The organism is Providencia sneebia DSM 19967, from assembly GCF_000314895.2.
GTDB lineage: Bacteria > Pseudomonadota > Gammaproteobacteria > Enterobacterales > Enterobacteriaceae > Providencia > Providencia sneebia.
Map to the genome: position 1 here is coordinate 288,825 of NZ_CM001773.1, position 22,255 is coordinate 311,079.

A 22,255-nucleotide genomic window follows, 5' to 3' on the forward strand; every position below is an offset into this window, starting at 1 on the left:
CTTCTCAGGCGAAATAACTATTTTTAATATTTGCGAAGCACATCTAAAAAATGATGCCCATCACATTTTTTATGTAAACTAGGTAACAGATCTTCTTGTTAAACCATTTAGAATGGTTTTTATTAAGACAACGAGTAATGACGTCATTTAAAAAGCAATCGATTAACTAAAAAGTAACGTAAGGAAGGCGTTGTGGAACATAAAAAACATAATGGTACTGCAACTATGAAAGATGTGGCGAGTGCCGCTGGAGTATCAACAGCCACTGTCTCCAGAACCTTAATGAATCCTGAAAAAGTCTCCTTGCAAACTCGTCAAAAAGTGGAACAAGCTGTGATGGATGTTGGTTATTATCCGCATAACCTTGCTCGGAGCTACAAACGCAATGAATCAAAAACAATTTTAGCGATCGTCCCTGATATCAGTGATCCTTTCTTTAGTGATGTGATCTGTGGACTTGAGAAAGTGGCCGCACAAGAAGGCTATTTTGTGCTTATCGGTGACTGTAAACATCAGCAAAAACAAGAGAATGCTTTTATTAATTTGATTATCACAAAACAGATTGATGGCATGGTGCTACTTGGTTCAAATTTGCCTTTTGATGTTTCTACAGAAGAACAGAAAAATTTACCCCCTATTGTCATGGCTAATGAGTTCTCTCCTGAGCTTAAGTTACCTACCGTACATATTGATAACTTAACCGCGGCTTTCAATGCCACACATTATCTACAACAGCTGGGTCATAAGCGCATCGCCTGTATTGCAGGCCCTGAAAATATGCCACACAGCCAATACCGCTTAGAAGGCTATAAAAAAGCCATGCTTCGTACAGGAGAAAGATTGCGCGAAGAGTATATTGTGCGCGGTGATTTTTCTCATGAAAGTGGTGCTGAAGCGCTCAAACAGCTACTTGAACTACCAGAACCGCCAACAGCCATTTTCTGCCATAGTGACATCATGGCAATTGGCGCTATGTGGCAAGCGAAAAAACAAGGCTTAACATTACCAGATGATTTATCTATTGTTGGCTTTGATAATTTGGAATTAGCGAAATATACGCTTCCAGCGCTAACAACGATTAATCATCCTCGTGATGAAATTGGTCGTCATGCTATGTTACTGTTACTTGAAGAGCTGCAAGGTAATAATGTGAACCCAGGTTCACGTCTCCTTGATTCTGATTTAATTATCAGAGAAAGTACAAAAGCGCCGAAAAGCTAGGCAAAGCTATTCAGGTTAAGTAACATGTCATGCAAAATAGACAATGACATAAAATCGCTCGAGTAATAGGTGAATGGTAATACAATTCAATATTACTCGAATTGTAAGCTTCGTCGATAAATGCGGATAACAAGCAGTTTGAAGTAAGACGGGTGTAACGACTTTATAACCTAGTGAACTAATAGTGTGGCACAGAAAGATTATGTAGCTCGAGGGCGCTCACCTGCCCGCCGAAAAAACAGTAAAGGCAAAAAGAAAAAAACACAAGGACTACCAATGGCGACATTAATCGTTGCCGTTGCTATTGTTGTTTTGTTTGTTGGTGGCCTCTATTTTATCACCCAAAATAAAAAAGATGCACCGCAGGAAACCACTGCACATCCCACAACAAAACCTGAAAATAAGCTGCCCCCAAAACCAGAAGAGCGCTGGCGCTATAAAAAAGAGCTGGAAAGTCGGGGTGTCGAGATGCCAAGTGTGTCAACGCCGAATAATACAGGCAGCAATATTATTCGCCAAAACGACCTAACACCGGAACAACGTCAACTTCTGGAGCAAATTGATTCAGACAGGCGCCAACCTGTGACTAATCTACCGGAAATTCCGTATAACGGTCAGCCAGTTCCGCGTTCACAAGTTATCATTAATGAACCCACTCAACCTGTGAATCCACCAGTACAGCGCAAGACTGCTGCACCAACTGAGAAAAAAACGGAAATCATCGCTGAAAAACCAGCACAACCCATCACGAAGCCTGCACAGTCAGAAACTAAGCCTGTGAATAATTTACAGAATATGCTAGTACAATGCGGCTCTTTTAGAACATCTAGCCAAGCGGAATCCGTTCAAGCAACACTGGCTTTCTCTGGAATTGAAAGCCGAATTGCAGAAGGTGGCGGCTGGTATCGCATTGTTCTTGGGCCTTATACTAAGCCCACTGCGGAAAAAATGCGCGATCGCGCAAATGGTGCTGGTGTATCTGGTTGCATTCTTCGTGCTTCAGGGGGTTGAAAATACCCCCCTCATCCCCCATGTACTAATTTACGTACTATTAAGAGCAATTATTTAAGGCACTGATTTTTGTCAGTGCCTAAGAATAGATAGACTCAGAATGGTTAAATGACAGGTAAATTACACATAAATTTCCATGCAATTAACCTTCAATGAGTATTATATACCGTATTATTTTCGTCAAAAAATCAGGGGCTAACTCATGACAACAATCGTAAGTGTTCGCCGTAATGGCCAAGTCGTAATTGGTGGAGATGGGCAGGCGACGATGGGTAATACCGTCATGAAAGGCAATGTCCGCAAAGTTCGCCGCTTATATAACGATAAAGTTATTGCAGGATTTGCCGGTGGCACCGCAGACGCGTTCACACTTTTCGAACTATTTGAGCGTAAGCTTGAATTACATCAAGGCCATTTAACTAAGGCCGCTGTTGAACTTGCTAAAGATTGGCGTACCGACCGTATGCTACGCAAGCTCGAAGCACTACTCGCGGTTGCAGATGAACACACCTCCTTAATCATTACGGGTAATGGTGATGTTGTTCAACCGGAGAATGATTTAATTGCTATAGGTTCAGGCGGTCCATATGCGCAATCTGCGGCTCGTGCTCTGCTTGAAAATACAGAATTAACTGCTCGTGAAATTGCTGAAAAAGCATTATCCATCGCAGGCGATATCTGCATCTATACCAACCACAATGTTAACTTTGAAGAAATTTCTTCGAAATCTTAAGGATTGCCAGCATGTCCGAAATGACCCCTCGCGAAATAGTTAGTGAACTCGACAACTACATTATTGGTCAAAATAAAGCTAAGCGCTCCGTCGCAATAGCCCTGCGTAACCGCTGGCGCCGTATGCAATTAAATGAAACCTTACGCCACGAAGTTACACCAAAAAATATTTTAATGATTGGTCCTACTGGTGTGGGTAAAACCGAAATTGCTCGCCGCCTCGCTAAATTAGCTAATGCACCGTTTATCAAGGTAGAAGCGACCAAATTCACCGAAGTTGGCTATGTTGGTAAAGAAGTCGACTCGATCATCCGTGATTTAGCGGATTCAGCTGTCAAAATGGTTCGCCAACAATCCATTGAAAAAAATCGTCATCGCGCAGAAGAACTTGCCGAAGAGCGTATTCTTGATGTTTTGATCCCACCTGCTAAAAATAGCTGGGGACAAAATGAATCTGTTGATGAACAATCACCCGCTCGTCAATCATTCCGTAAAAAATTGCGTGAAGGCCAACTAGACGATAAAGAGATTGAAATTGAAGTTGCAGCAACACCTATGGGCGTTGAAATCATGGCTCCTCCAGGTATGGAAGAGATGACAAACCAGCTGCAATCTATGTTCCAAAATCTTGCAGGACAAAAACAAAAAGCACGCAAAATGCCTATCAAAGAAGCCTTTAAGCTTCTGGTAGAAGAAGAAGCGGCTAAACTTGTTAATCCTGAAGAGCTGAAAGAACAAGCAATCGAAGCTGTTGAGCAACACGGAATTGTCTTTATTGATGAATTCGACAAAATTTGTAAACGTGGTGGTCAAAGCTCAGGGCCAGATGTTTCCCGTGAAGGCGTTCAACGCGATCTGTTACCACTGATTGAAGGTTGTACTGTTTCCACAAAACACGGCATGGTGAAAACCGATCATATTCTGTTTATCGCATCAGGTGCTTTCCAAGTTTCTAGTCCATCAGATTTAATTCCTGAATTACAAGGTCGTCTGCCTATTCGTGTTGAACTACAAGCACTGACGACAGAAGATTTTGTGCGCATCCTGACTGAACCAAGCGCTTCATTAACTGAACAATATAAAGCACTGATGGCAACTGAAGGTGTTTCTATTGAGTTTACTGCTGATGGTATCCGTCGTATTGCTGAGGCAGCTTGGCAAGTGAATGAATCAACTGAAAACATCGGTGCGCGCCGTCTACATACTGTACTAGAGCGCTTAATGGAAGATATTTCCTATGATGCAAGTGAGCGCAGTGGACAATCTATTGAGATTAATGCTGAATATGTGAAACAGCACTTAGATGCGCTTGTTGCTGATGAAGATTTAAGCAGATTTATTTTATAAGCTTATTTATTATCAGGTTTTCATGTATCCTTAACCGACGTCACTACTCAATAAGTCTGATTTGCTTATAGACTTTAGACTCAGAGTATATAAAGTACAGCTAATGATGTGTAATTAGCTGTACTTTTGACTATCAGTTTCAGCCTGACATAACCGCTTTTTGGTCAATGATAGACATTGCGTAAAGCTATCCGTTTTATCATATAACCATAATAATTAAGCGTTAAAATATGAAAGGCCATAATAATATTGAACATAACAAACCTGTGAAATTATTGAATGAGCTCATCTACTTCTATTAGCCGTAAGCAGGCTTGGCTAGAAAGTTTACGTCCTAAAACACTACCATTAGGTGTTATTGCAATCATAACTGGTTCTGCATTAGCCTATTTAACGGGTAATTTTAAATGGCCTGTTGCATTATTAGCCTTGATTACCGCAGGGTTACTGCAAATCCTATCTAACCTCGCAAATGATTATGGCGATGCCATAAAAGGTTCTGACACAGCTGAACGAATTGGCCCTTTACGCGGTATGCAAAAAGGTATCATCACACAAGCTGATATGAAAAAAGCGCTAAAAATTAATATTTCTGCGGCCTGTATATCAGGTTTATTATTAGTTATTGTCGCGTGTGAAAAACCTGAAGATGCTATCGGTTTCTTAGTCTTGGGTCTTGTGGCGATTGTTGCGGCTATCACTTATACCGTAGGCAAAAAACCTTACGGCTACCTCGGGCTGGGTGATATTTCTGTTTTAATTTTCTTTGGTTGGCTAAGTGTTATTGGCTGTTATTATTTGCAAGCTAATACATTCAATATGATTACGGTATTACCCGCAACTGCATGTGGATTACTTTCTGTTGCCGTACTCAATATTAATAATATGCGCGATATCGAAAATGATGTTAAAGCAGGAAAAAATACATTAGCGGTACGTTTAGGCCCACAAGGGGCACGAATTTATCACGCGATTATCATCATTCTTGCCATTTTATGTTTAGCATTCTTTAATCTTATTTATCTTCATGGTTGGAGTGGCTGGCTATTTTTACTTGCTGTCCCAATGCTAATGAACCATATTCGACGCGTTCTTAGTGATCCAACACCTGAAGGTATGCGGCCTATGCTAGAAAACATGGTAAAAGCAGCACTACTCACCAATATCCTGTTTTCTATTGGTATCGTCTTGAGTAAATAAGGCAATATTTTTGCTTATTTTTTGACTTAATATCTCTATTTTGGGTAGTGATTTTTGCCAATCGCTACTCAAAAGGGATATACTCTAGTTTCTTGCAGCAAATAAACTCTGATATCTACCATGATCCAAGTGACAGTTGACTGCCTTGTTATTGCTAGCTAACTTGAACCTGAATCACAACCTCGTTATGGTGGCTTTGAGGGATAAATTCGCTTGTCGCCTATATGCAACTCGAATTATTTTGGGTACAAATCCTATGAAATATGATACTTCCGAACTCTGTGATATCTACCAAGAAAGTGTAAATGTGGTAGAACCTCTTTTCTCTAACTTTGGTGGGCGTACTTCATTTAGTGGTCAAGTGATTACCGTCAAATGCTTTGAAGATAATGGCTTGTTGTATGATCTACTAGAAGAAGACGGCCAAGGACGCATCTTACTGGTTGATGGTGGTGGTTCTGTACGTAAAGCCCTAATTGATGCTGAAGTCGCAAGGCTTGCGGTTGATAATCACTGGGAAGGAATTGTCGTTTATGGTGCAGTACGCCAAGTCGATATATTAATGGAGTTGGATTTAGGTATTCAAGCTATCGCAGCTATGCCAGCAGGATGCCCAGATGAAGGTATTGGTGAAAGTGATATCCGTGTGAATTTTGGTGGAGTAACCTTCTTTTCTGGTGATTATCTTTATGCAGATAACACCGGCATTATTTTATCAGAAGAGCCACTTACTGGGCCAAATAATGATGAATTTGATGTTATTGAAGATATCTAATCTCTAAAAATAATTTTATATGATAACCACCTTAATAGCAGCTGGTTGACTTTAGCGCTATAACAATAATCAATGAATAAGGGCGGAATAACTCTGCCCTTATTTTGATGCATTACTTATAGTTCCCAAGGGGCTAAAAGTAGCTCAGAAAATCCCTTACTTTCACAGAAATTAACTGTCAAAGGCTCAAAAACAGTTTGATTAACCTCATTCATCACCTGTAAACCTACTGCCCTTGTCACATCTTCATCCACCATTCCAATGGCCTTTGATTGTTCTGCTACGCGGTCCTTATACTCTTTGTCATAGCGTTCACCTCGGTCAGCACAGGCCGCTTCCCACCGAGCTGGCTCTACACGCTGTAATAGCGCTTGCCACGGCGCCCATTGAGACAACCAGCTAACAAATTGGTTATTTTCGGCTTGCTTCACTCTCAATTCTGCCTCTTTGAGATCATGATCCTGAATATGAGATATCGTATAAAACCGCATGTTCTGTGCTGTTGTCGTCAATTCTAATGGTTCACGTAACGTTGTTTGATAAGCAAGATAAACCTCAATATCATCCACGGTCCGTCCATTCAGGTTGTTTCTCAAACTCACGATTTTATCTGCGGCGATTTTTTCTAAGTATTGTAAACGAAATATTTCACGGCATTGTGCCATCAAGTCAGGTAAATTATTATCATAATTACCGCGATCAATATTATGGATTAATTCATATTGCATCATAGCATTTAATGACAAAGTTACGCGATCCTCACACGTTTCCGTTGCATCATAGGCTGCTAAAAATGTTTTTTTACGTAGTTCAGGTGAATCCGATAACCGCAACAGCCATTGTGCAATATGCTCTTTAAACGCAGGATCTTTCTCCGTATTACAATTCAGACCCAGCTTTGACATGAATTTCCCAAATTCTTGTGCATTTTTTTCTAGTGTAAATGCTAAAAACCGATTTTCGATATCTTGTTTTTGTTCATTAGGGAACCAGTGCATTATACTTTTAATAAATTCATTTTGCTTTTGCCGTGACATAGATATATTTAAATTTGATGTCAATCCATTAATCAGTAAATGTAATTCGCCCTCGAGATTATTAGCATCGAATATGCTAGGAAATAATGTGCCGATCATTTCATCTGATAGAAGATGATTATCGAAAGAAACTATATCTAGCCTCAATGATTCTGTTATTCTTCCTCCCATTCTTTCTCTTTCTTCCTCGTTTATCACTGTCGTGATAATGTCTGGGGAAAATGATGAAATCGGATTATTATCGAAATTACAATGTTTCAAACTACTAGGTAAATAAGGCAACATGTTGATACGATTAGACGAGCATTGTAGATTAATAAGTCCGTGAGGCAAGTTTGGCAACATGTTGATATGATTAGACGAGCAGTGTAGAAAAAAAAGCCCATGAGGCAAGTTTGGCAACGACGTAATATTATTTCTAGAACAGAGAAAATACTTAAGATTATCAGGTAATTTCGGTAGCTCATTGATATTATTGTCACTACAATTTACGGAATAAAGTTTGTCAGGTAATTTTGGTAACATGCTTAATCTATTATCAGCACAATCTAATATCTCAAGAGTATTGGGCAATTGAGGTATAACGTTTAGATTATTATTATCACAACGTAGCTCCGTAAGGGTATCTGGTAATTTCGGTAAAGTTATTATATGATTTTTAGTACAAATTAGCCTATCAAGATATTTCGGTAGTTTAGGTAAAGTTCTTATTTGGTTATTATTGCAAAATAGACTCTCAAGTCTCTCTGGTAACTCAGGTAAAACACTTATATTGTTACTATGGCATATTAGATACTTAAGTCCCTTTGGCAGATCAGGTAACTCATTGAGTCTATTTCTTTCGCAACTCAATGTCTTAATACAGGGCGGTAATTTGGGTAAACTGGTGAGAGATAAACGCGATAAATCAAGTGTGCACTCATTGTGAAATATACATTTCTTTAATTTTGATAATGCAATACTTCGAGAATATTTTTCTTCATCCGGGGAATTCTTTAGCCACTGATTCCAATCTTCAAGATACTCTTTTTGATTAATCTCTTTGCTTTTAACTTCAGTGCTAGGACATGGAAATAAACCCGCTTTTTTATTAATATCCTCATTACTTTCTCTTACAGCACGTATATTTCCTACAAGTGCTCTTGTATCACAATGAGTCTGTTCATGCTGAGCTGTACTAGTAGAAGCGATGGGCATGTTAATATTTATATGATTAGGCATGCTATATCCTTTAATAAATTATAATTATTCTTTATTGAAATTAATAATGCATTTATTAATCCAATAAAAAATCAATTATTCATTATAAAATATATATTCCATATAAATATAATCGAATAAGTCAGATTATTATTAATTAATAAAATAAATTAATTTCTGAATTAGAAAAATATAGTAATTATTACTGGATGATAAAAATCAGTTTAATAATTTATATTAATAAATGCTTATGAAGTATATTAAATTAACATCAATATTTAAAAAGGAAATAATAAGGATATTTAAGGTGCGAATAAATAACTATCCAATATATTTTAGTGAACCATTTAATTTTTCAAAGAAAAATATTCTTCCATCACATAAAAATTATGTGGTGGAAGAATGGTAGTAATAATACTGTAATAATATGAAGCATACATAAGTATGATGGTTACACTTCTTCCATCTTGCCAAGCAGGCCACGCAGGCGCTCTTGCCATGTTTGTTGTTCTTGTTTCAATTGTTCATTTTCACGAACTAAAGCTTCTGTACTCGACTTCGTATTCTCAACTTCCTGAGTAAGTGCACTATTTTTATCTTTAAGCTCATCAATTTCCATTTGTAACAAAGTGATGGTATCGATCGCTTGCTGGACTTTTGATTCGAGTTTCTCAAATACTTCAAATGACATTCTTCTGATCTCCCTTGTAATCTATTACTCGATTGTAAGTAGCCTGATCCACTATGTCTAGTAGCTTTGCGTTAATTCACAAGTTAGTTCACTGCAAAATATTGATAAGGCAACGCAACAAAAGTCGAACGCATCACTAATTTTGGTCGTTTTCTTTCGTTTTGGTGATGTAACACACATATTTCAATTTCGATATTTCTCGTTTACGCTCATTAACGATAAATTTACAGTATAGGTTTTCACTTTGAGAATCTAGGCCTGAAAAACATTACAATAATTTTAATTTTCGTAGGATAGAAAGATATGAGCCAAACGACCTCTACTACACTCACCGGTCAGTGCATCTCAGAATTTTTAGGCACTGCACTTATTGTCTTCTTCGGTTTGGGCTGTGTTGCTGCTGTTAGAATAGCTGGAGCACAATTAGGATTATGGGAAATCAGTATCATTTGGGGGTTTGGTGTGGCACTTGCTGTTTACCTAACCGCTGGAATTTCTGGTGCCCATCTTAACCCCGCTGTTACTATCGCTTTATGGCTATTTGCAAGTTTTGAAAGACGCAAAGTTGCTCCTTATATTGTTGCGCAAATGTTAGGAGGTTTCTTCGCGGCTGCTCTTGTTTATGCAATGTATTCTCCAGTCTTTTTTGATTATGACCAAGTGCACCATATTATTCGTGGTACTCAAGAAAGCCTGTTTACAGCGGGTGTATTCTCCACTTACCCTGCTCCACAAATTTCTGAACTACACGCATTCTTCATTGAAGTTGTTATCGCAGCAATTCTGCTATGCTTAATTTTAGCACTAACTGATGATGGCAACGGCATCCCACGCGGTCCATTAGCTCCACTCCTGATTGGTATCTTAATTGCTGTTATTGGTGGTGCATTTGGTCCACTCACTGGATTCGCCCTTAACCCTGCTCGTGACTTTGGCCCTAAACTCGTGGCATATTTCGCTGGCTGGGGTGATATTGCACTAACCGGAGGACGTGAAATTCCTTACTTCCTCATTCCACTAACTGCTCCAATTGTCGGTGGATTGCTCGGTGCATTTGCTTACCGTAAACTTATTACTCGTCACCTACCAAGCATCATTGAAGTAGTAGACGAAAACAAAAAACCCAATAAAAACGCTTAATCATTACCGGAACAGGTTAAAATTATGACAACAGAAACAAATATCGAGAAAAAATATATTGTCGCTCTTGATCAAGGAACAACCAGTTCACGGGCAGTTGTACTCGACCATGATGCCAATATCATTAGTATTTCTCAGCGTGAATTTACCCAAATCTATCCTAAGCCAGGCTGGGTAGAGCATGACCCAATGGAAATTTGGGCTTCACAAAGTTCTACCTTAGTTGAAGTGCTTGCTAAAGCCGATATCCGTACAGATGAAGTTGCTAGTATCGGGATCACCAACCAACGTGAAACAACCATTGTTTGGGAAAAAGCAACGGGTAAACCAATTTATAACGCAATTGTTTGGCAATGCCGCCGTACTGCTGATTTTTGTACACATCTAAAACAAAATGACCGCGACATGGAAGAGTATATTCGCCAAAACACTGGCCTTGTTGTTGACCCATATTTTTCTGGTACAAAAGTAAAATGGATTTTAGACAATGTTGAAGGTGCTCGTGAACGCGCAGAAAAAGGCGAGTTACTCTTTGGTACGGTTGATACTTGGTTAGTTTGGAAAATGACACAAGGGCGTGTTCACGTTACAGATTACACCAATGCATCACGTACTATGCTATTCAACATCCGTAATCTTGAGTGGGATGATAAAATCTTAAAAGCACTCAATATTCCACGCGCTATGTTGCCAGAAGTTCGTCCATCTTCCGAAGTTTATGGTCAAACCAACATTGGTGGTAAAGGGGGTACGCGTATTCCTATTTCAGGTATCGCTGGTGACCAACAAGCCGCACTTTATGGCCAACTATGTGTGAAACCTGGTATGGCGAAAAACACTTATGGTACGGGTTGCTTCCTATTAATGAACACAGGTGAATCCGCAGTACGTTCAAATCATGGCCTATTAACTACCATTGCTTGTGGTCCTAAAGGTGAAGTGAACTATGCACTTGAAGGTGCTGTATTCGTGGGTGGTGCTTCTATTCAATGGCTCCGTGATGAACTAAAACTGATTGATGAATCAACTGACTCCGAATACTTTGCGACGAAAGTCAAAGACAGTAACGGTGTGTATGTTGTTCCTGCTTTCACCGGCTTAGGTGCGCCTTATTGGGACCCGTATGCTCGTGGCGCTATCTTTGGTTTGACTCGTGGTGCTAACCGCAACCACATCATCCGTGCAACACTAGAATCTATTGCTTATCAAACACGTGATGTTCTTGATGCAATGCAAGCTGATGCAGAAACTCGCCTTGCAGCGTTGCGTGTTGATGGTGGTGCTGTGGCTAACAACTTCTTGATGCAGTTCCAAGCAGATATTTTAGGAACTTCTGTAGAGCGCCCTGAAGTGCGTGAAAGTACTGCATTAGGTGCCGCTTATCTTGCAGGTCTAGCTGTAGGTTTCTGGGATAGCTTGGATGAGCTACAAAGCAAAGCAACTATTGAGCATGTTTTCAAACCGGGTATTGAAACAACTGAACGCAATTATAAATACGAAGGTTGGAAAAAAGCGGTAGCTCGTGCACAAGAGTGGGAAGATCGCGCCTAATCTATTGAATTGACGGTTACGATACTCTAACTTATAAGCGGGGAATATCTATTTCTCCGCTTATTTTTTTGATAAATAAAAACAAGTTTATCATTCTATTAATTTTGAATTATGAATCGAAAACAATAAATATTATTTTCAATTATTCCCCATCCAACCTAATAGTTAGCTCATTTTTATTCCTGAAAAATTTCATCATTCAATTGTTAGCTTATCAATATACAAATAATAAATTAGACCACACGCCTGCCTTGTTGAAAAATACGCATGCATTTTTAACAATAATGGAGAAAGGCTATGGACAGCCAACATTCACAACAAAATATATTGAATAAAGAAATTAATCAGGGAAATCTAAAGCTTGGTTATTATGCGGATAGAGGTCGAGTTGCCATGATTAAAAATGGTAGCAAACTTCTTAATGAGCTAAAAAATAATCCAAACCAATCAACAGGCAGCCAAGCTGCTTTTTTAATGATGAATTGGCTGATAGGAAAATCACGTTTACCCAATAATCACCTTAATAATTTTATACTTAGTGCTGTAGAAAAAGAGACATTGAGCCAATTACATCCCAGTCATAACCTTTTTATTGATCGTTTTGATTCACCCCATCACTGGCGAGAAGGTGACAAACGATCAGCGCAACAGCTTGCGGATGCTTTATTACCTAGTGGGCAATGGCATCGCCACTATGACACCGTTATCTTGCCTTCTGATGCAACAAATGAGCAAATTCAGTTGATTCGCCATTGGTTGGCGCTAACCGGTGGTAGTGTATTAATCTTACATGATGAAGCAATTTCACCTTCCGCTGCCGTGATACAGCTAATGGATGAAATTATGCCAATACAGTCAAAAAATGATGACATCCAAAATATTCATGAAAATTATCAACCAGAAATTCAAGCAGGGATTGCTGTTTATACTAACCATAAAAACCAATTAATTCAGATAGCACAATTAGCCCATCTACAAGAATATTCCACAAATTTACCGCCTCAACCCTCTAAAACTGAATGGATTTTTAAAACATTTATTAAAATTCCAAAAGATGGCGATTTTACTTTTGTCGCAGATACCAATGAAAACAGTGGGGATATTCAATTTGAAGTTGGCAGCAATAACGTCACATTTAAAAAACAAACAAAAATAGGATGGATCAGGTTAAATGATTTAAAAGCAGGTGAAATCTATCCAGTAAAAATAACCACAAAAACCAATGGGACACCACCTAGACTGCGGCTAGGTTGGGGTATGCCAAATTCACAACAACTCACATTCATTCCTCAAGATGCTTTTTTATCTCAAGTCCACCAGCCAATTTCAAATAATCAGTCGCCTGTAGAATTCAAACAACAAAGAGACATCCGTCAATTAAATCAATTAATAACAGGCTTTCAGCAAGTTATCTCACTTCCTGCGACATCAATTAATCAGATACATTTAACCGAACAACTGGTTAAAGATGCCGAATACTTTTCTATCACAATAGAGAATAAAATCCATGAACCATTGCTAGAGTTAGATGATATTCCGCTATCAAAAAATACCACGTGGCGACAACTAGCCCAAAATATTGAAAAGCATATTAATCAGCAAATAAGTCCTGCATTTCGTCCTATTTCCGTCCATTATGATAACGGCATACTGAATTTATCAGGAGAAGGGGTATTTTTCACTCAGTTTCAACTCAAAAAAAACCAAACGATTCCTTATATTGATAAAGTAATACCAATAATAACAGAACAAAAACAATATCCCGATTATGCTATAACCCAATATCGAATGAATATTGAGCTAGAAAAATTAAATCAGTTCACTCATTTGACAATGATTTCAAAAGATAGCGATAACCGTGATATCAATCTAATACAGCGTGCATTTAAATTACCAAACACTCAGTTCGATTCACCAGAACAATTTGCATCTTATTTGAATGGATATCTTCGCCGCTGTGACTATGCTTTGAGTGTGACTTGGGATGAGCAAAAGCAGCAATTAGTGATTACTGATTCCTTAAATCGGAAACGTGAAAAACTCTCATTTGGTTATCAAGAGCAGATCTTGCCAATCGCTATTACCGAAAACCGGCTTGAAATGGCAAATAAACTCACTTTGGGAGAAATTACAGGTCAATTACCACAACATACTGATATTAAAGCTTATCAGTTACTTGAAAATGCAAAATCAGGTGATTTATCTTTCAATCAAATAACGGGGGAATGGCACTATCAACCTCACGTAAATAAACCATTTGTAGGATTTGATCAATTTGATTTTATTGCGACTTTAAAAGATGGCAGTCAATCCGCACCAATATCAATTCAGTTACAAACAGAAAATGCACCGATTGTTTCCTATCCAGGAAAGCGTACTTTTAGAATGGCTGACCCTATTTATCATGAGCCGATAGCACGTCACTACCCAATTCCTTGCGATATGCGACTCAATATGATCAGCTTAACACAAGCTCATGAACAACCCATTAATTCTAAATATTTAACGCTTATTGAAAATCGCTGGGCATTAATCAAAGTCGATCTAACAAGTTCAACTGAAGCTTATGCACCCGATATTACGGCTATTGTGAGAGATTTCTGGGGCAATATTCTAGGAAAAGTTCAATTATCTGGACCAGATAGGCTACCAAAACAGAGACAAGCGCTTCCTATTCAACCAACTGTGGATGGTAAAATTGCCAATCAAAATAGCTATACCGCACCATTGAAAGGCTGCTGGTTAAAACCGGGAATATCGATTCAATTATTCATTAATGATCAACCCTTTGTTAATCACCTGACTGATTATAATGGCTATTTTTCCCCAGAAGTCATCCCTGAAAGCCAGCTCACTGCCCATATTACAAATCATACTCTTTATCAGAAAGGCCAAGGATTATATGCCTATTCACCAATGAGTTGGGGGCTGGAAGCTGCGGCAAAACTTCCCATAAGTCAAATTACCTTATATAACACCCCTGCGGAGGCAATTAGTCCACCTTTATTTGGCTTTACTCATCCTAATTTATCGAATTCAACCTTAAATATGCCACAATACGATAAACCAAACCCTTTGCTTAGTTTCCCCCATCAGCAAATCGATTGGGCACTTCAGCAAAGCGAAATGAGATATAAGGCCAGCCCCCATCAAACAGAATTATTCTATACCGCTATTGAACCTACAGATACAGACAGCAGGCTGGGTATTGCTTTTCCGTTCTACGGTGGCGGTATTGCGCAACCTGATATTATGTGGCATGAAGTTTTTGGACATGGGCTTAAATTGCCGCACACAACGGATCCCAGCTATCCCTATTCAAATAGCCATAATGGTTTGCATGTTGCTTATGATCAGTCAAAGCAAACTTACATCACTTACCAATCTTTAGAGGACGATCAAAAACAAAATTACGAAGTGAAACCTGCTATGTACCCTGCTTTCGACTTTGAATATAAAGCGCCTTACCATGCCTTCATTCCCCATTCGTCCTATTATAATTGGAAAATTCAACACCGAGTTGATAAATTCCCAGCACAAAATAAACAATCTACCGATACACCGATTTACTGGATTAGCGGGCATATATTCACATTAGCCAATGGCCAAAATCATCCTTATAACCACATAGAAGTTAGAAAAACAATAGGCGATATTTCAGATACCACCAGAATCATACCTACGGATTGGGATCCCTATACATCACGAGAAGAGCGAATTGCCGTTACTTATGCAACTGACAAAGGCCTCATCACAGAAGATCATTTTATTAAAAGCTTAGACACAATTAGCGTCAATATTCCCGATAAAGGTGAACTGGTAAAAATTGAATTTTTAACACATAAAAATCAGGTCATGCATACCTACAAAAATCCTGATGCTCTTGCCAATCGTTTATTAAGCCAATGGGATAAAGCACAATTAATATTTGATGATTACTGGCATGGTGGAAAACTATTTTGGTCAGTCACCGAACCACAATCAATTGATTTTCCAACGGACAAGATTAATCAGCAAAATATCACCCAAAACAGCATACTTTGTGCAAAATGGGTGCAAGATGGACAATGTTACCAGCAATATTTTTCACTCTCTGATCCTTGGGGTGCAACAAATCATGTCAATAATATAACGCTAGAACACACTTTTATTCCGCTCAACCATTTATCCCTACAAGCTGACAAAATGGTGCGGCCATTTAAGCAATCCATTGAAGTGAATATGCCACTGCTCTCAGATGTTTATATTAATCAAACAATTGATATTTCAGCACTACAATTACCTGAAAAAGAACATAATTATTGGGCAACACTGCTGGTGGAAAATACACAGGGGGAGATTGTGGAACAAACGCCTATAGAACAATGGCAAATAACTCGCCAAGATAATCAATTAACGGTCATTGGAACAATTGATAGTACACCCGAATTAACAATTAACGCCATGAAAATCTATATTGATCAACATTTACAAGATGAAATACCGCCGCACTCAATTACACTGACACAGCCAGTACAGCCAAATATGAGGGAAAATAGAGCATATCTTGAATATGACCGCCCCATGGTTTTCAATACTATCGCACGACAATCTGAACTAATAGCGGGTATGCCTGCTCAAGAATATTCATGTACAACCCACATGCAAAGATGCCCACAAACCACATCATGTCATTTTTTTGCACCACCTTGTCAAATTTAACACAAAATAGGCGACATCATGTCGCCTATTTTAAGCATCAAAGCTTCGTCAAATAGATTGTTCTGTTCTATTCATTCGATGTGACAATGGTAGCCAACATAACAAGATCAAAACAGCCATTAAGAACATCAATAATCCTAAGCTAAACTGCCCATGTTGAGGTAACAAAGCGGAAACCCAAGTTGCCACACCCGACCCCACATTCTGTAATCCGCCAACTAATGCGCCAGCCGCACCCGCTAAATAAGGAAAGGGTTCCATTGCGCCTGTTGTCGCAAGTGGAAAGAGCATTCCAGCTCCAAAGAAAAACAGAGACGCAGGCAATAACAGTGTCCAAACATTCATCACACCAAACCAGCCCGGGATCCACATCAGTAAGCCTGCCAGCAAACAGCAAATCACCGAATGCCACATCAACGTATAAAAAGTTTTGTTATCACGCCCAGCATACCAAGCCCCAAAGAAAGCCGCCGGAATGGGAATAATAAACAAAATACTCACAGTAATGCTGTTATAGCCAAGAACTCCGCCCATCAATACGCCACTACTTGCTTCAAAGACGGCAATTCCCGCCAATGCGCCAATGAGCATGGCTAAATACACCAAAAATGAGCCAGTTGATAAAAGTTGACGATAAGATGCCAACATTTTGTGTTTTTCAGGTGAAACAGGGCGAGTTTCTGGCATCCAGTGATACATGCTAAACAAAACACTCGCACCCAATAAGAATAAGAAAACATAACATGCGTGCCATCCCCAAAAATGGGCGACGACACCACCAAACATTGGTGCTAAAAGAGGACTCACTAAAACGCCCATATTTAATAAGCTATTTGCATAACGTAACTCTGTGCCAGTATAAAGATCTCTCGGCATGGTACGCACCATGACTCCCGCGACCCCAGTTCCTAACCCTTGCAATGCACTAGCAATGACTAACACTTCAAGTGTTGGCGCAAAAATGGCCAGTGCCGTTGAGATTAAAAAGATAATTAATCCCATTAAAACAACCGGGCGACGCCCTATTTGATCTGATAATGGGCCATAAATTAATTGAGAAAAACCATAAGTAAATAAATAAGCCGCCATAACACGTTGCACTGAACCTGATGGCTGCCCAAAATAAGTGCCGATATCAGCAATGACAGGAACATAAATTGTCTGTGTCATCTGCCCTACTGCGGCTAAAGCAATTAACATGACCAATAAATTAATATTTTTTAGTTTTCTCATTTTCTTCTCAAACTCATTTGTCATCCTAAAATAACGAACCACCTGCTATTTATAGAAAATAACAAGAAATTTTAATTTAAGGTGGAGGTACAACAGCTTACTATTTGTTTTAATAAATAAAATAACGAATGAGTGACACACTAAAATTCATTATGTTGTTGCGCGACTAAGATAACAAATTTAATTTTTTTTTCGAGACAGAATAGCATTTTAATTTGCAAACCAATGACAGAAATATTCGCCACTCATGGCAAGATATCTGTACATTAAAGTTACCAAACCACCTTTGGCAAGAATAAATCACTAAAACACATTATCGATAAGCACATATAACGAACTGTTTTAGTATAAAACACCAGTGAGCAGACTAATTAAAAAATATAGAGGTAAATAATTATGGCGAATTGGGTTACAGGAACAGTAATCGAAGCAAAATTTTGGACAGACACATTGTTCAGCCTAGTCATCAATGCCCCTATTAAGCCATTTACTGCGGGTCAATACGCAAAACTAGCACTCGAAATTAATGGAGAACGCGTTCAACGCGCTTACTCTTATGTTAATGCGCCAAGCGATGACCGCCTTGAATTCTATTTTGTGATAGTACCAGAAGGTAAACTCAGCCCTCGGCTGGCTCAATTACGTTCTGGCGATACCTTACAAATTACGGATGAAGCAGCGGGCTTTTTTGTTCTCGATGAAATCCCTGAGTGTAAAAATTTATGGATGCTTTCAACCGGTACAGCGATTGGCCCTTTTCTTTCTATTTTACAAGAAGGTAAAGACCTTGAGTGCTTTGAAAAAATCATTCTGTTACATGCCGTGCGTTACCAAAAAGATCTCAGTTATCTTCCTTTAATGCAAGAATTAGCAAAACGCTATCCAGATAAATTGCAGATAATTACTGTTGTAAGTCGAGAACAATGCGAAGGTTCATTATATGGTCGCGTTCCCGCGCTGATTGAAAATCACCAACTTGAACACGCGGCTGGAATTGCACTTGATGTAGAAACTTGCCATATCATGCTGTGTGGTAACCCTGAAATGGTAAGAGATACCCGCGATATGCTGAAAAAAATGCGTCAGATGAACAAGCATTTTCGCCGTAAACCGGGGCATATCAGTAGTGAGCAATACTGGTAACTTTACCTTTAATCGCGATCTTTCAAGTTGCCTGATGCAAAACCCAAGCAACTTGAAGGCTTATTGATTAAGACAGATGATCAACTGATTGTGTTTTTTCACCATACTGATTTGCAGAATCAACCCCCACAAAGGCACCACAATCTAACACCATCATCATCATTATCAATAAAGGTAAAAACCGTCCTATTCCCCATTGCCAAACAGGCGCTAATTGACTGACATCCATTGAAAATAGCGCAAATGCCAATATGACTAAAGCAAACCATCCACCAGGTTTACCTCTATCATGTAAGCGTTTGGTGAAAATTGCAGCTAGTGGATATAACAACAAAATAAAGAGTACAATGGCAGAAAGATCAGGTAAGGAAAGGATTTTTTGAAGAAAAACAACTATCATCATTAAAATAAACCAAAGTGCAACACCCGCCCAAAATGGTCGGCGTCCAATCCTGCCTTTGAATGAGAAAGCCCATTGTTGTAATGTCATTACATCTTATCCTGATACAATATAGAAACTTTAATATGAGTGGCGAACAAAAATGAAACGATACACACTCCGTACAATTCACTGCATCATAACCGTTTTTGTACTTAGTTTGCCACACCTGACCTTCGCGCAAAAAGTACCCACTTTACCCAATAGTGATTTTGAGGTTGCTTATCTCTCCGCTGATGCGCCTTCTTTTGAACTCACAATCCCGCAATTTCGCCAGCAATTTAGTCAAGCAAATCCAGATTTACCGCTACATGAATATAAAGTGATATCAAGCCAAGATATTTCTGCACCATATATTCGCGCAGTTTCACGCATAAACCCAAATATCTATTCATCTGCGGTACTTGAGCGGGGAAGTGAAAAAATCAAAAGCTTACAAATTACGCTACTTTCAACAGAAAGTGCTGAAGAAAACAAGAAAAATCAAGAAATAATCGAACGTTATATTCTTGCATTAGTTCAACAATTCACGCCCACAACCCATTTTGATAAATCAGTTGAACTCACAAAATCACTGAATAAATTTAATGCAGATAAAAGCCAAACACTCGCAGAAGAAGCACGTGTCGATACCGTACGCTATGTTTTAGTAAAAAGTGACAATAATGTACTTACTTTTGCTGTTGAACCGATTAAGCTAGAGACAGAAACACCTTAAAGAAGATAATTATCACCACAATCATCATTGGCGTGATAAAAAGCAAAGTTATTGTTAAATATTCGCTTTATACTTATCACCAAAATAATTCAAACTTTCTGGTTGGAGGAAACAAAATGCGACATCCATTAGTAATGGGTAACTGGAAACTAAACGGCAGTACCCAAATGGTTAATGACCTAATTGCAGGTCTACGCAATGAGCTAAGCAGTGTTGATGGCTGTGATGTAGCCATCGCACCACCAGCAATCTACCTGAGCCAAGCAAAACATGCTATCGCGGGTAGCCGTATCGCATTAGGCGCTCAAAACGTTGATGTAAATCTATCAGGTGCATTTACGGGTGAGCTATCAGCAGAAATGCTGAAAGACATTGGCGCAAAATATATTATTATTGGTCACTCAGAACGTCGTACCTATCACCATGAAAGTGATGAATTTATCGCGAAAAAATTTGCTGTACTAAAAGAACAAGGTCTGATCCCAGTTCTATGTATTGGTGAAACTGACGCTGAAAACGAAGCTGGCAAAACAGAAGAAGTTTGTGCTCGCCAAATTGATGCTGTTCTGAACACATTAGGTGCAGAAGCTTTCCAAGGTGCCGTTATTGCTTATGAACCAATCTGGGCAATCGGTACAGGTAAATCAGCAACTCCTGCACAAGCACAAGCAGTGCATAAATTTATTCGTGATCATATCGCGAAAAAAGATGCTGCTGTTGCAGAACAAGTCATTATCCAATACGGCGGTTCTGTTAACGCAGGTAACGCAGCTGAGCTCTTCACTCAACCAGATATTGATGGTGCTTTGGTGGGTGGTGCATCACTAAAAGCTGATGCCTTTGCTGTCATCGTCAAAGCAGCAGCAGAAGCGAAAAAAGCGAAGTAATTTACATTGTCTTTAAACAGTAGAATAGTTTAAAGCAAGCCCGAGTGGCATAATCTCTATGTTACTCGGGCGCTCTTTTTAGCCATTATTCTCATCACACAAAATATAGCCGATAAATACTATCCTGCGGTTTAATCTCGGCGATTAATTTCATCAAACACGCCGCCATTAGAAAAATGGGTCGCCTGTGCCTTTGTCCAACCGCCAAAGTCTTTATCAACCGTCAAAAGCTGCAAATTTGGAAAAGTCTTTTCATACTTTTTGGCAACTTCTGCATTGCGAGGGCGATAATAATTTTTTGCTGCAATTTCTTGCCCTTCAGGTGAATACAAATAATCTAAATAAGCTGTAGCCACTTCTCGACGCTCGCGTTTATCTACTGTTTTATCGACGACAGCCACAGTCGGCTCCGCTAAAATAGAAACACTCGGGGTCACTATTTCAAACTGGCCATTTTGCCCAAGCTCATTAATCGCTAAAAGTGCTTCATTTTCCCAAGCAATCAGCACATCACCAATACCTCTTTCAACAAAGCTATTTGTTGCGCCGCGAGCACCAGAATCCAACACTTCTACATTTTGATATAGCTGTTTTACGAACGCTTTCGCTTTTTCAGGATCTTGTTGATTTTTTTCCAAAGCATAGCCCCAAGCAGCAAGATAATTCCAGCGCGCCCCACCGGATGTTTTTGGATTTGGTGTCACGATCGAAACATCTTTACGCACTAAATCATCCCAATCATGAATATTTTTCGGATTATCTTTACGTACTAAAAAAACGATTGTGGATGTATAAGGCGCCGAGTTTTCAGGTAAACGCGTGATCCAATCCTTATCTATGCGACCACTTTGCGCAATCGCATCCACATCATAAGCTAATGCTAATGTTACAACATCAGCTTCAAGACCGTTGATAACTGATGTTGCCTGCTTACCTGACCCGCCATGAGATTGGCGAATGGTGACGGTATCACCTGTTTTTTCTTTCCAATGTTGGCTGAAAGCTTGATTATATTGTTGATATAGCTCTCTTGTTGGGTCATAAGAAACATTCAATAATTGGATATCCTTAGCCCATGCCCCAGCCGTCAGCACAAATAAAAATGCGGTCGCCACTTGCCATTTCTTCATCATTCTATTCCTTATCAAATTAATGTTAAGGCAGGCTGACAGATCTTAATGGCTACAGGAAATAACTAAAAATAACGACTTATATGATAGTGGAATATA

General features: G+C 39.1%; 17 protein-coding genes. 12 read left to right on the forward strand and 5 right to left on the reverse strand.

The window, feature by feature from the left end; all coding sequences use genetic code 11:
* Window positions 1–192: 192 nt before the first annotated feature.
* The 6 genes from cytR to rraA all read left to right on the forward strand — a co-directional run bounded on the left by cytR (window position 193) and on the right by rraA (window position 6,286).
* Window positions 193–1,221: a DNA-binding transcriptional regulator CytR gene (cytR, locus tag OO7_RS01010; RefSeq protein ID WP_008914096.1), complete on the forward strand. Its 1,029-nt coding sequence runs from the start codon at window positions 193–195 to the stop codon at window positions 1,219–1,221.
* A 186-nt stretch (window positions 1,222–1,407) separates the two neighbouring features.
* Window positions 1,408–2,232, forward strand: coding sequence for a cell division protein FtsN (gene ftsN, locus OO7_RS01015; protein WP_008914097.1), 825 nt, complete (start codon window positions 1,408–1,410; stop codon window positions 2,230–2,232).
* 202 nt (window positions 2,233–2,434) lie between these two features.
* Window positions 2,435–2,965 (forward strand): ATP-dependent protease subunit HslV, encoded by a 531-nt coding sequence (gene hslV, locus OO7_RS01020; RefSeq protein ID WP_008914098.1) that lies wholly within the window; start codon window positions 2,435–2,437, stop codon window positions 2,963–2,965.
* 11 nt (window positions 2,966–2,976) lie between these two features.
* A complete protein-coding gene (gene hslU, locus OO7_RS01025) occupies window positions 2,977–4,311 on the forward strand; it encodes an HslU--HslV peptidase ATPase subunit (RefSeq protein ID WP_008914099.1) in 1,335 nt (444 codons plus the stop codon).
* Between the two features lie 279 nt (window positions 4,312–4,590).
* On the forward strand, window positions 4,591–5,511 hold the full coding sequence (locus tag OO7_RS01030) for a 1,4-dihydroxy-2-naphthoate polyprenyltransferase (RefSeq protein WP_008914100.1): 921 nt from the start codon (window positions 4,591–4,593) through the stop codon (window positions 5,509–5,511).
* Between the two features lie 256 nt (window positions 5,512–5,767).
* On the forward strand, window positions 5,768–6,286 hold the full coding sequence (gene rraA / locus OO7_RS01035) for a ribonuclease E activity regulator RraA (protein WP_008914101.1): 519 nt from the start codon (window positions 5,768–5,770) through the stop codon (window positions 6,284–6,286).
* A gap of 116 nt (window positions 6,287–6,402) precedes the next feature.
* Here rraA and OO7_RS01040 read toward each other — a convergent pair whose 3' ends face one another.
* Window positions 6,403–8,544: an NEL-type E3 ubiquitin ligase domain-containing protein gene (locus OO7_RS01040; RefSeq protein ID WP_008914102.1), complete on the reverse strand. Its 2,142-nt coding sequence runs from the start codon at window positions 8,542–8,544 to the stop codon at window positions 6,403–6,405.
* A 430-nt stretch (window positions 8,545–8,974) separates the two neighbouring features.
* Entirely contained in the window at window positions 8,975–9,214 is a 240-nt protein-coding gene (gene zapB, locus OO7_RS01045) for a cell division protein ZapB (RefSeq protein WP_008914103.1), read from the reverse strand.
* Window positions 9,215–9,517: 303 nt separating this feature from the next.
* Here zapB and OO7_RS01050 point away from each other — a divergent pair, with 303 nt between their 5' ends.
* The 3 genes from OO7_RS01050 to OO7_RS16125 all read left to right on the forward strand — a co-directional run bounded on the left by OO7_RS01050 (window position 9,518) and on the right by OO7_RS16125 (window position 16,606).
* Window positions 9,518–10,354 (forward strand): MIP/aquaporin family protein, encoded by an 837-nt coding sequence (locus OO7_RS01050; protein WP_008914104.1) that lies wholly within the window; start codon window positions 9,518–9,520, stop codon window positions 10,352–10,354.
* 24 nt (window positions 10,355–10,378) lie between these two features.
* Window positions 10,379–11,905: a glycerol kinase GlpK gene (gene glpK, locus OO7_RS01055; RefSeq protein ID WP_008914105.1), complete on the forward strand. Its 1,527-nt coding sequence runs from the start codon at window positions 10,379–10,381 to the stop codon at window positions 11,903–11,905.
* 297 nt (window positions 11,906–12,202) lie between these two features.
* A complete protein-coding gene (locus OO7_RS16125; RefSeq protein WP_008914106.1) occupies window positions 12,203–16,606 on the forward strand; it encodes a hypothetical protein in 4,404 nt (1,467 codons plus the stop codon).
* A 48-nt stretch (window positions 16,607–16,654) separates the two neighbouring features.
* On the opposite strand, the gene emrD is transcribed toward OO7_RS16125, so the two are convergent.
* Window positions 16,655–17,839 carry a multidrug efflux MFS transporter EmrD gene (emrD, locus tag OO7_RS01065; protein ID WP_008914107.1) on the reverse strand — a complete coding sequence of 395 codons (1,185 nt, stop codon included), beginning with the start codon at window positions 17,837–17,839 and terminating at the stop codon, window positions 16,655–16,657.
* A gap of 396 nt (window positions 17,840–18,235) precedes the next feature.
* Between emrD and fpr the strand changes: the two genes are divergently transcribed.
* Window positions 18,236–18,982: a ferredoxin--NADP(+) reductase gene (gene fpr, locus OO7_RS01070; protein ID WP_008914108.1), complete on the forward strand. Its 747-nt coding sequence runs from the start codon at window positions 18,236–18,238 to the stop codon at window positions 18,980–18,982.
* Window positions 18,983–19,049: 67 nt separating this feature from the next.
* Here the strand turns inward: fpr and OO7_RS01075 are convergent, their stop codons facing one another.
* Window positions 19,050–19,472, reverse strand: coding sequence for a DUF805 domain-containing protein (locus tag OO7_RS01075; protein WP_008914109.1), 423 nt, complete (start codon window positions 19,470–19,472; stop codon window positions 19,050–19,052).
* A 52-nt stretch (window positions 19,473–19,524) separates the two neighbouring features.
* Here OO7_RS01075 and OO7_RS01080 point away from each other — a divergent pair, with 52 nt between their 5' ends.
* Together OO7_RS01080 and tpiA are read left to right on the forward strand one after the other, a co-directional pair.
* Window positions 19,525–20,139, forward strand: coding sequence for a DUF1454 family protein (locus tag OO7_RS01080; protein ID WP_008914110.1), 615 nt, complete (start codon window positions 19,525–19,527; stop codon window positions 20,137–20,139).
* Window positions 20,140–20,255: 116 nt separating this feature from the next.
* Window positions 20,256–21,026 (forward strand): triose-phosphate isomerase, encoded by a 771-nt coding sequence (tpiA, locus tag OO7_RS01085; RefSeq protein ID WP_008914111.1) that lies wholly within the window; start codon window positions 20,256–20,258, stop codon window positions 21,024–21,026.
* Window positions 21,027–21,157: 131 nt separating this feature from the next.
* On the opposite strand, the gene OO7_RS01090 is transcribed toward tpiA, so the two are convergent.
* The gene (locus OO7_RS01090; protein ID WP_008914112.1) at window positions 21,158–22,156 is read right to left on the reverse strand and encodes a sulfate ABC transporter substrate-binding protein; all 999 of its coding nucleotides are present in this window, start codon (window positions 22,154–22,156) and stop codon (window positions 21,158–21,160) included.
* Window positions 22,157–22,255 lie beyond the last annotated feature (99 nt).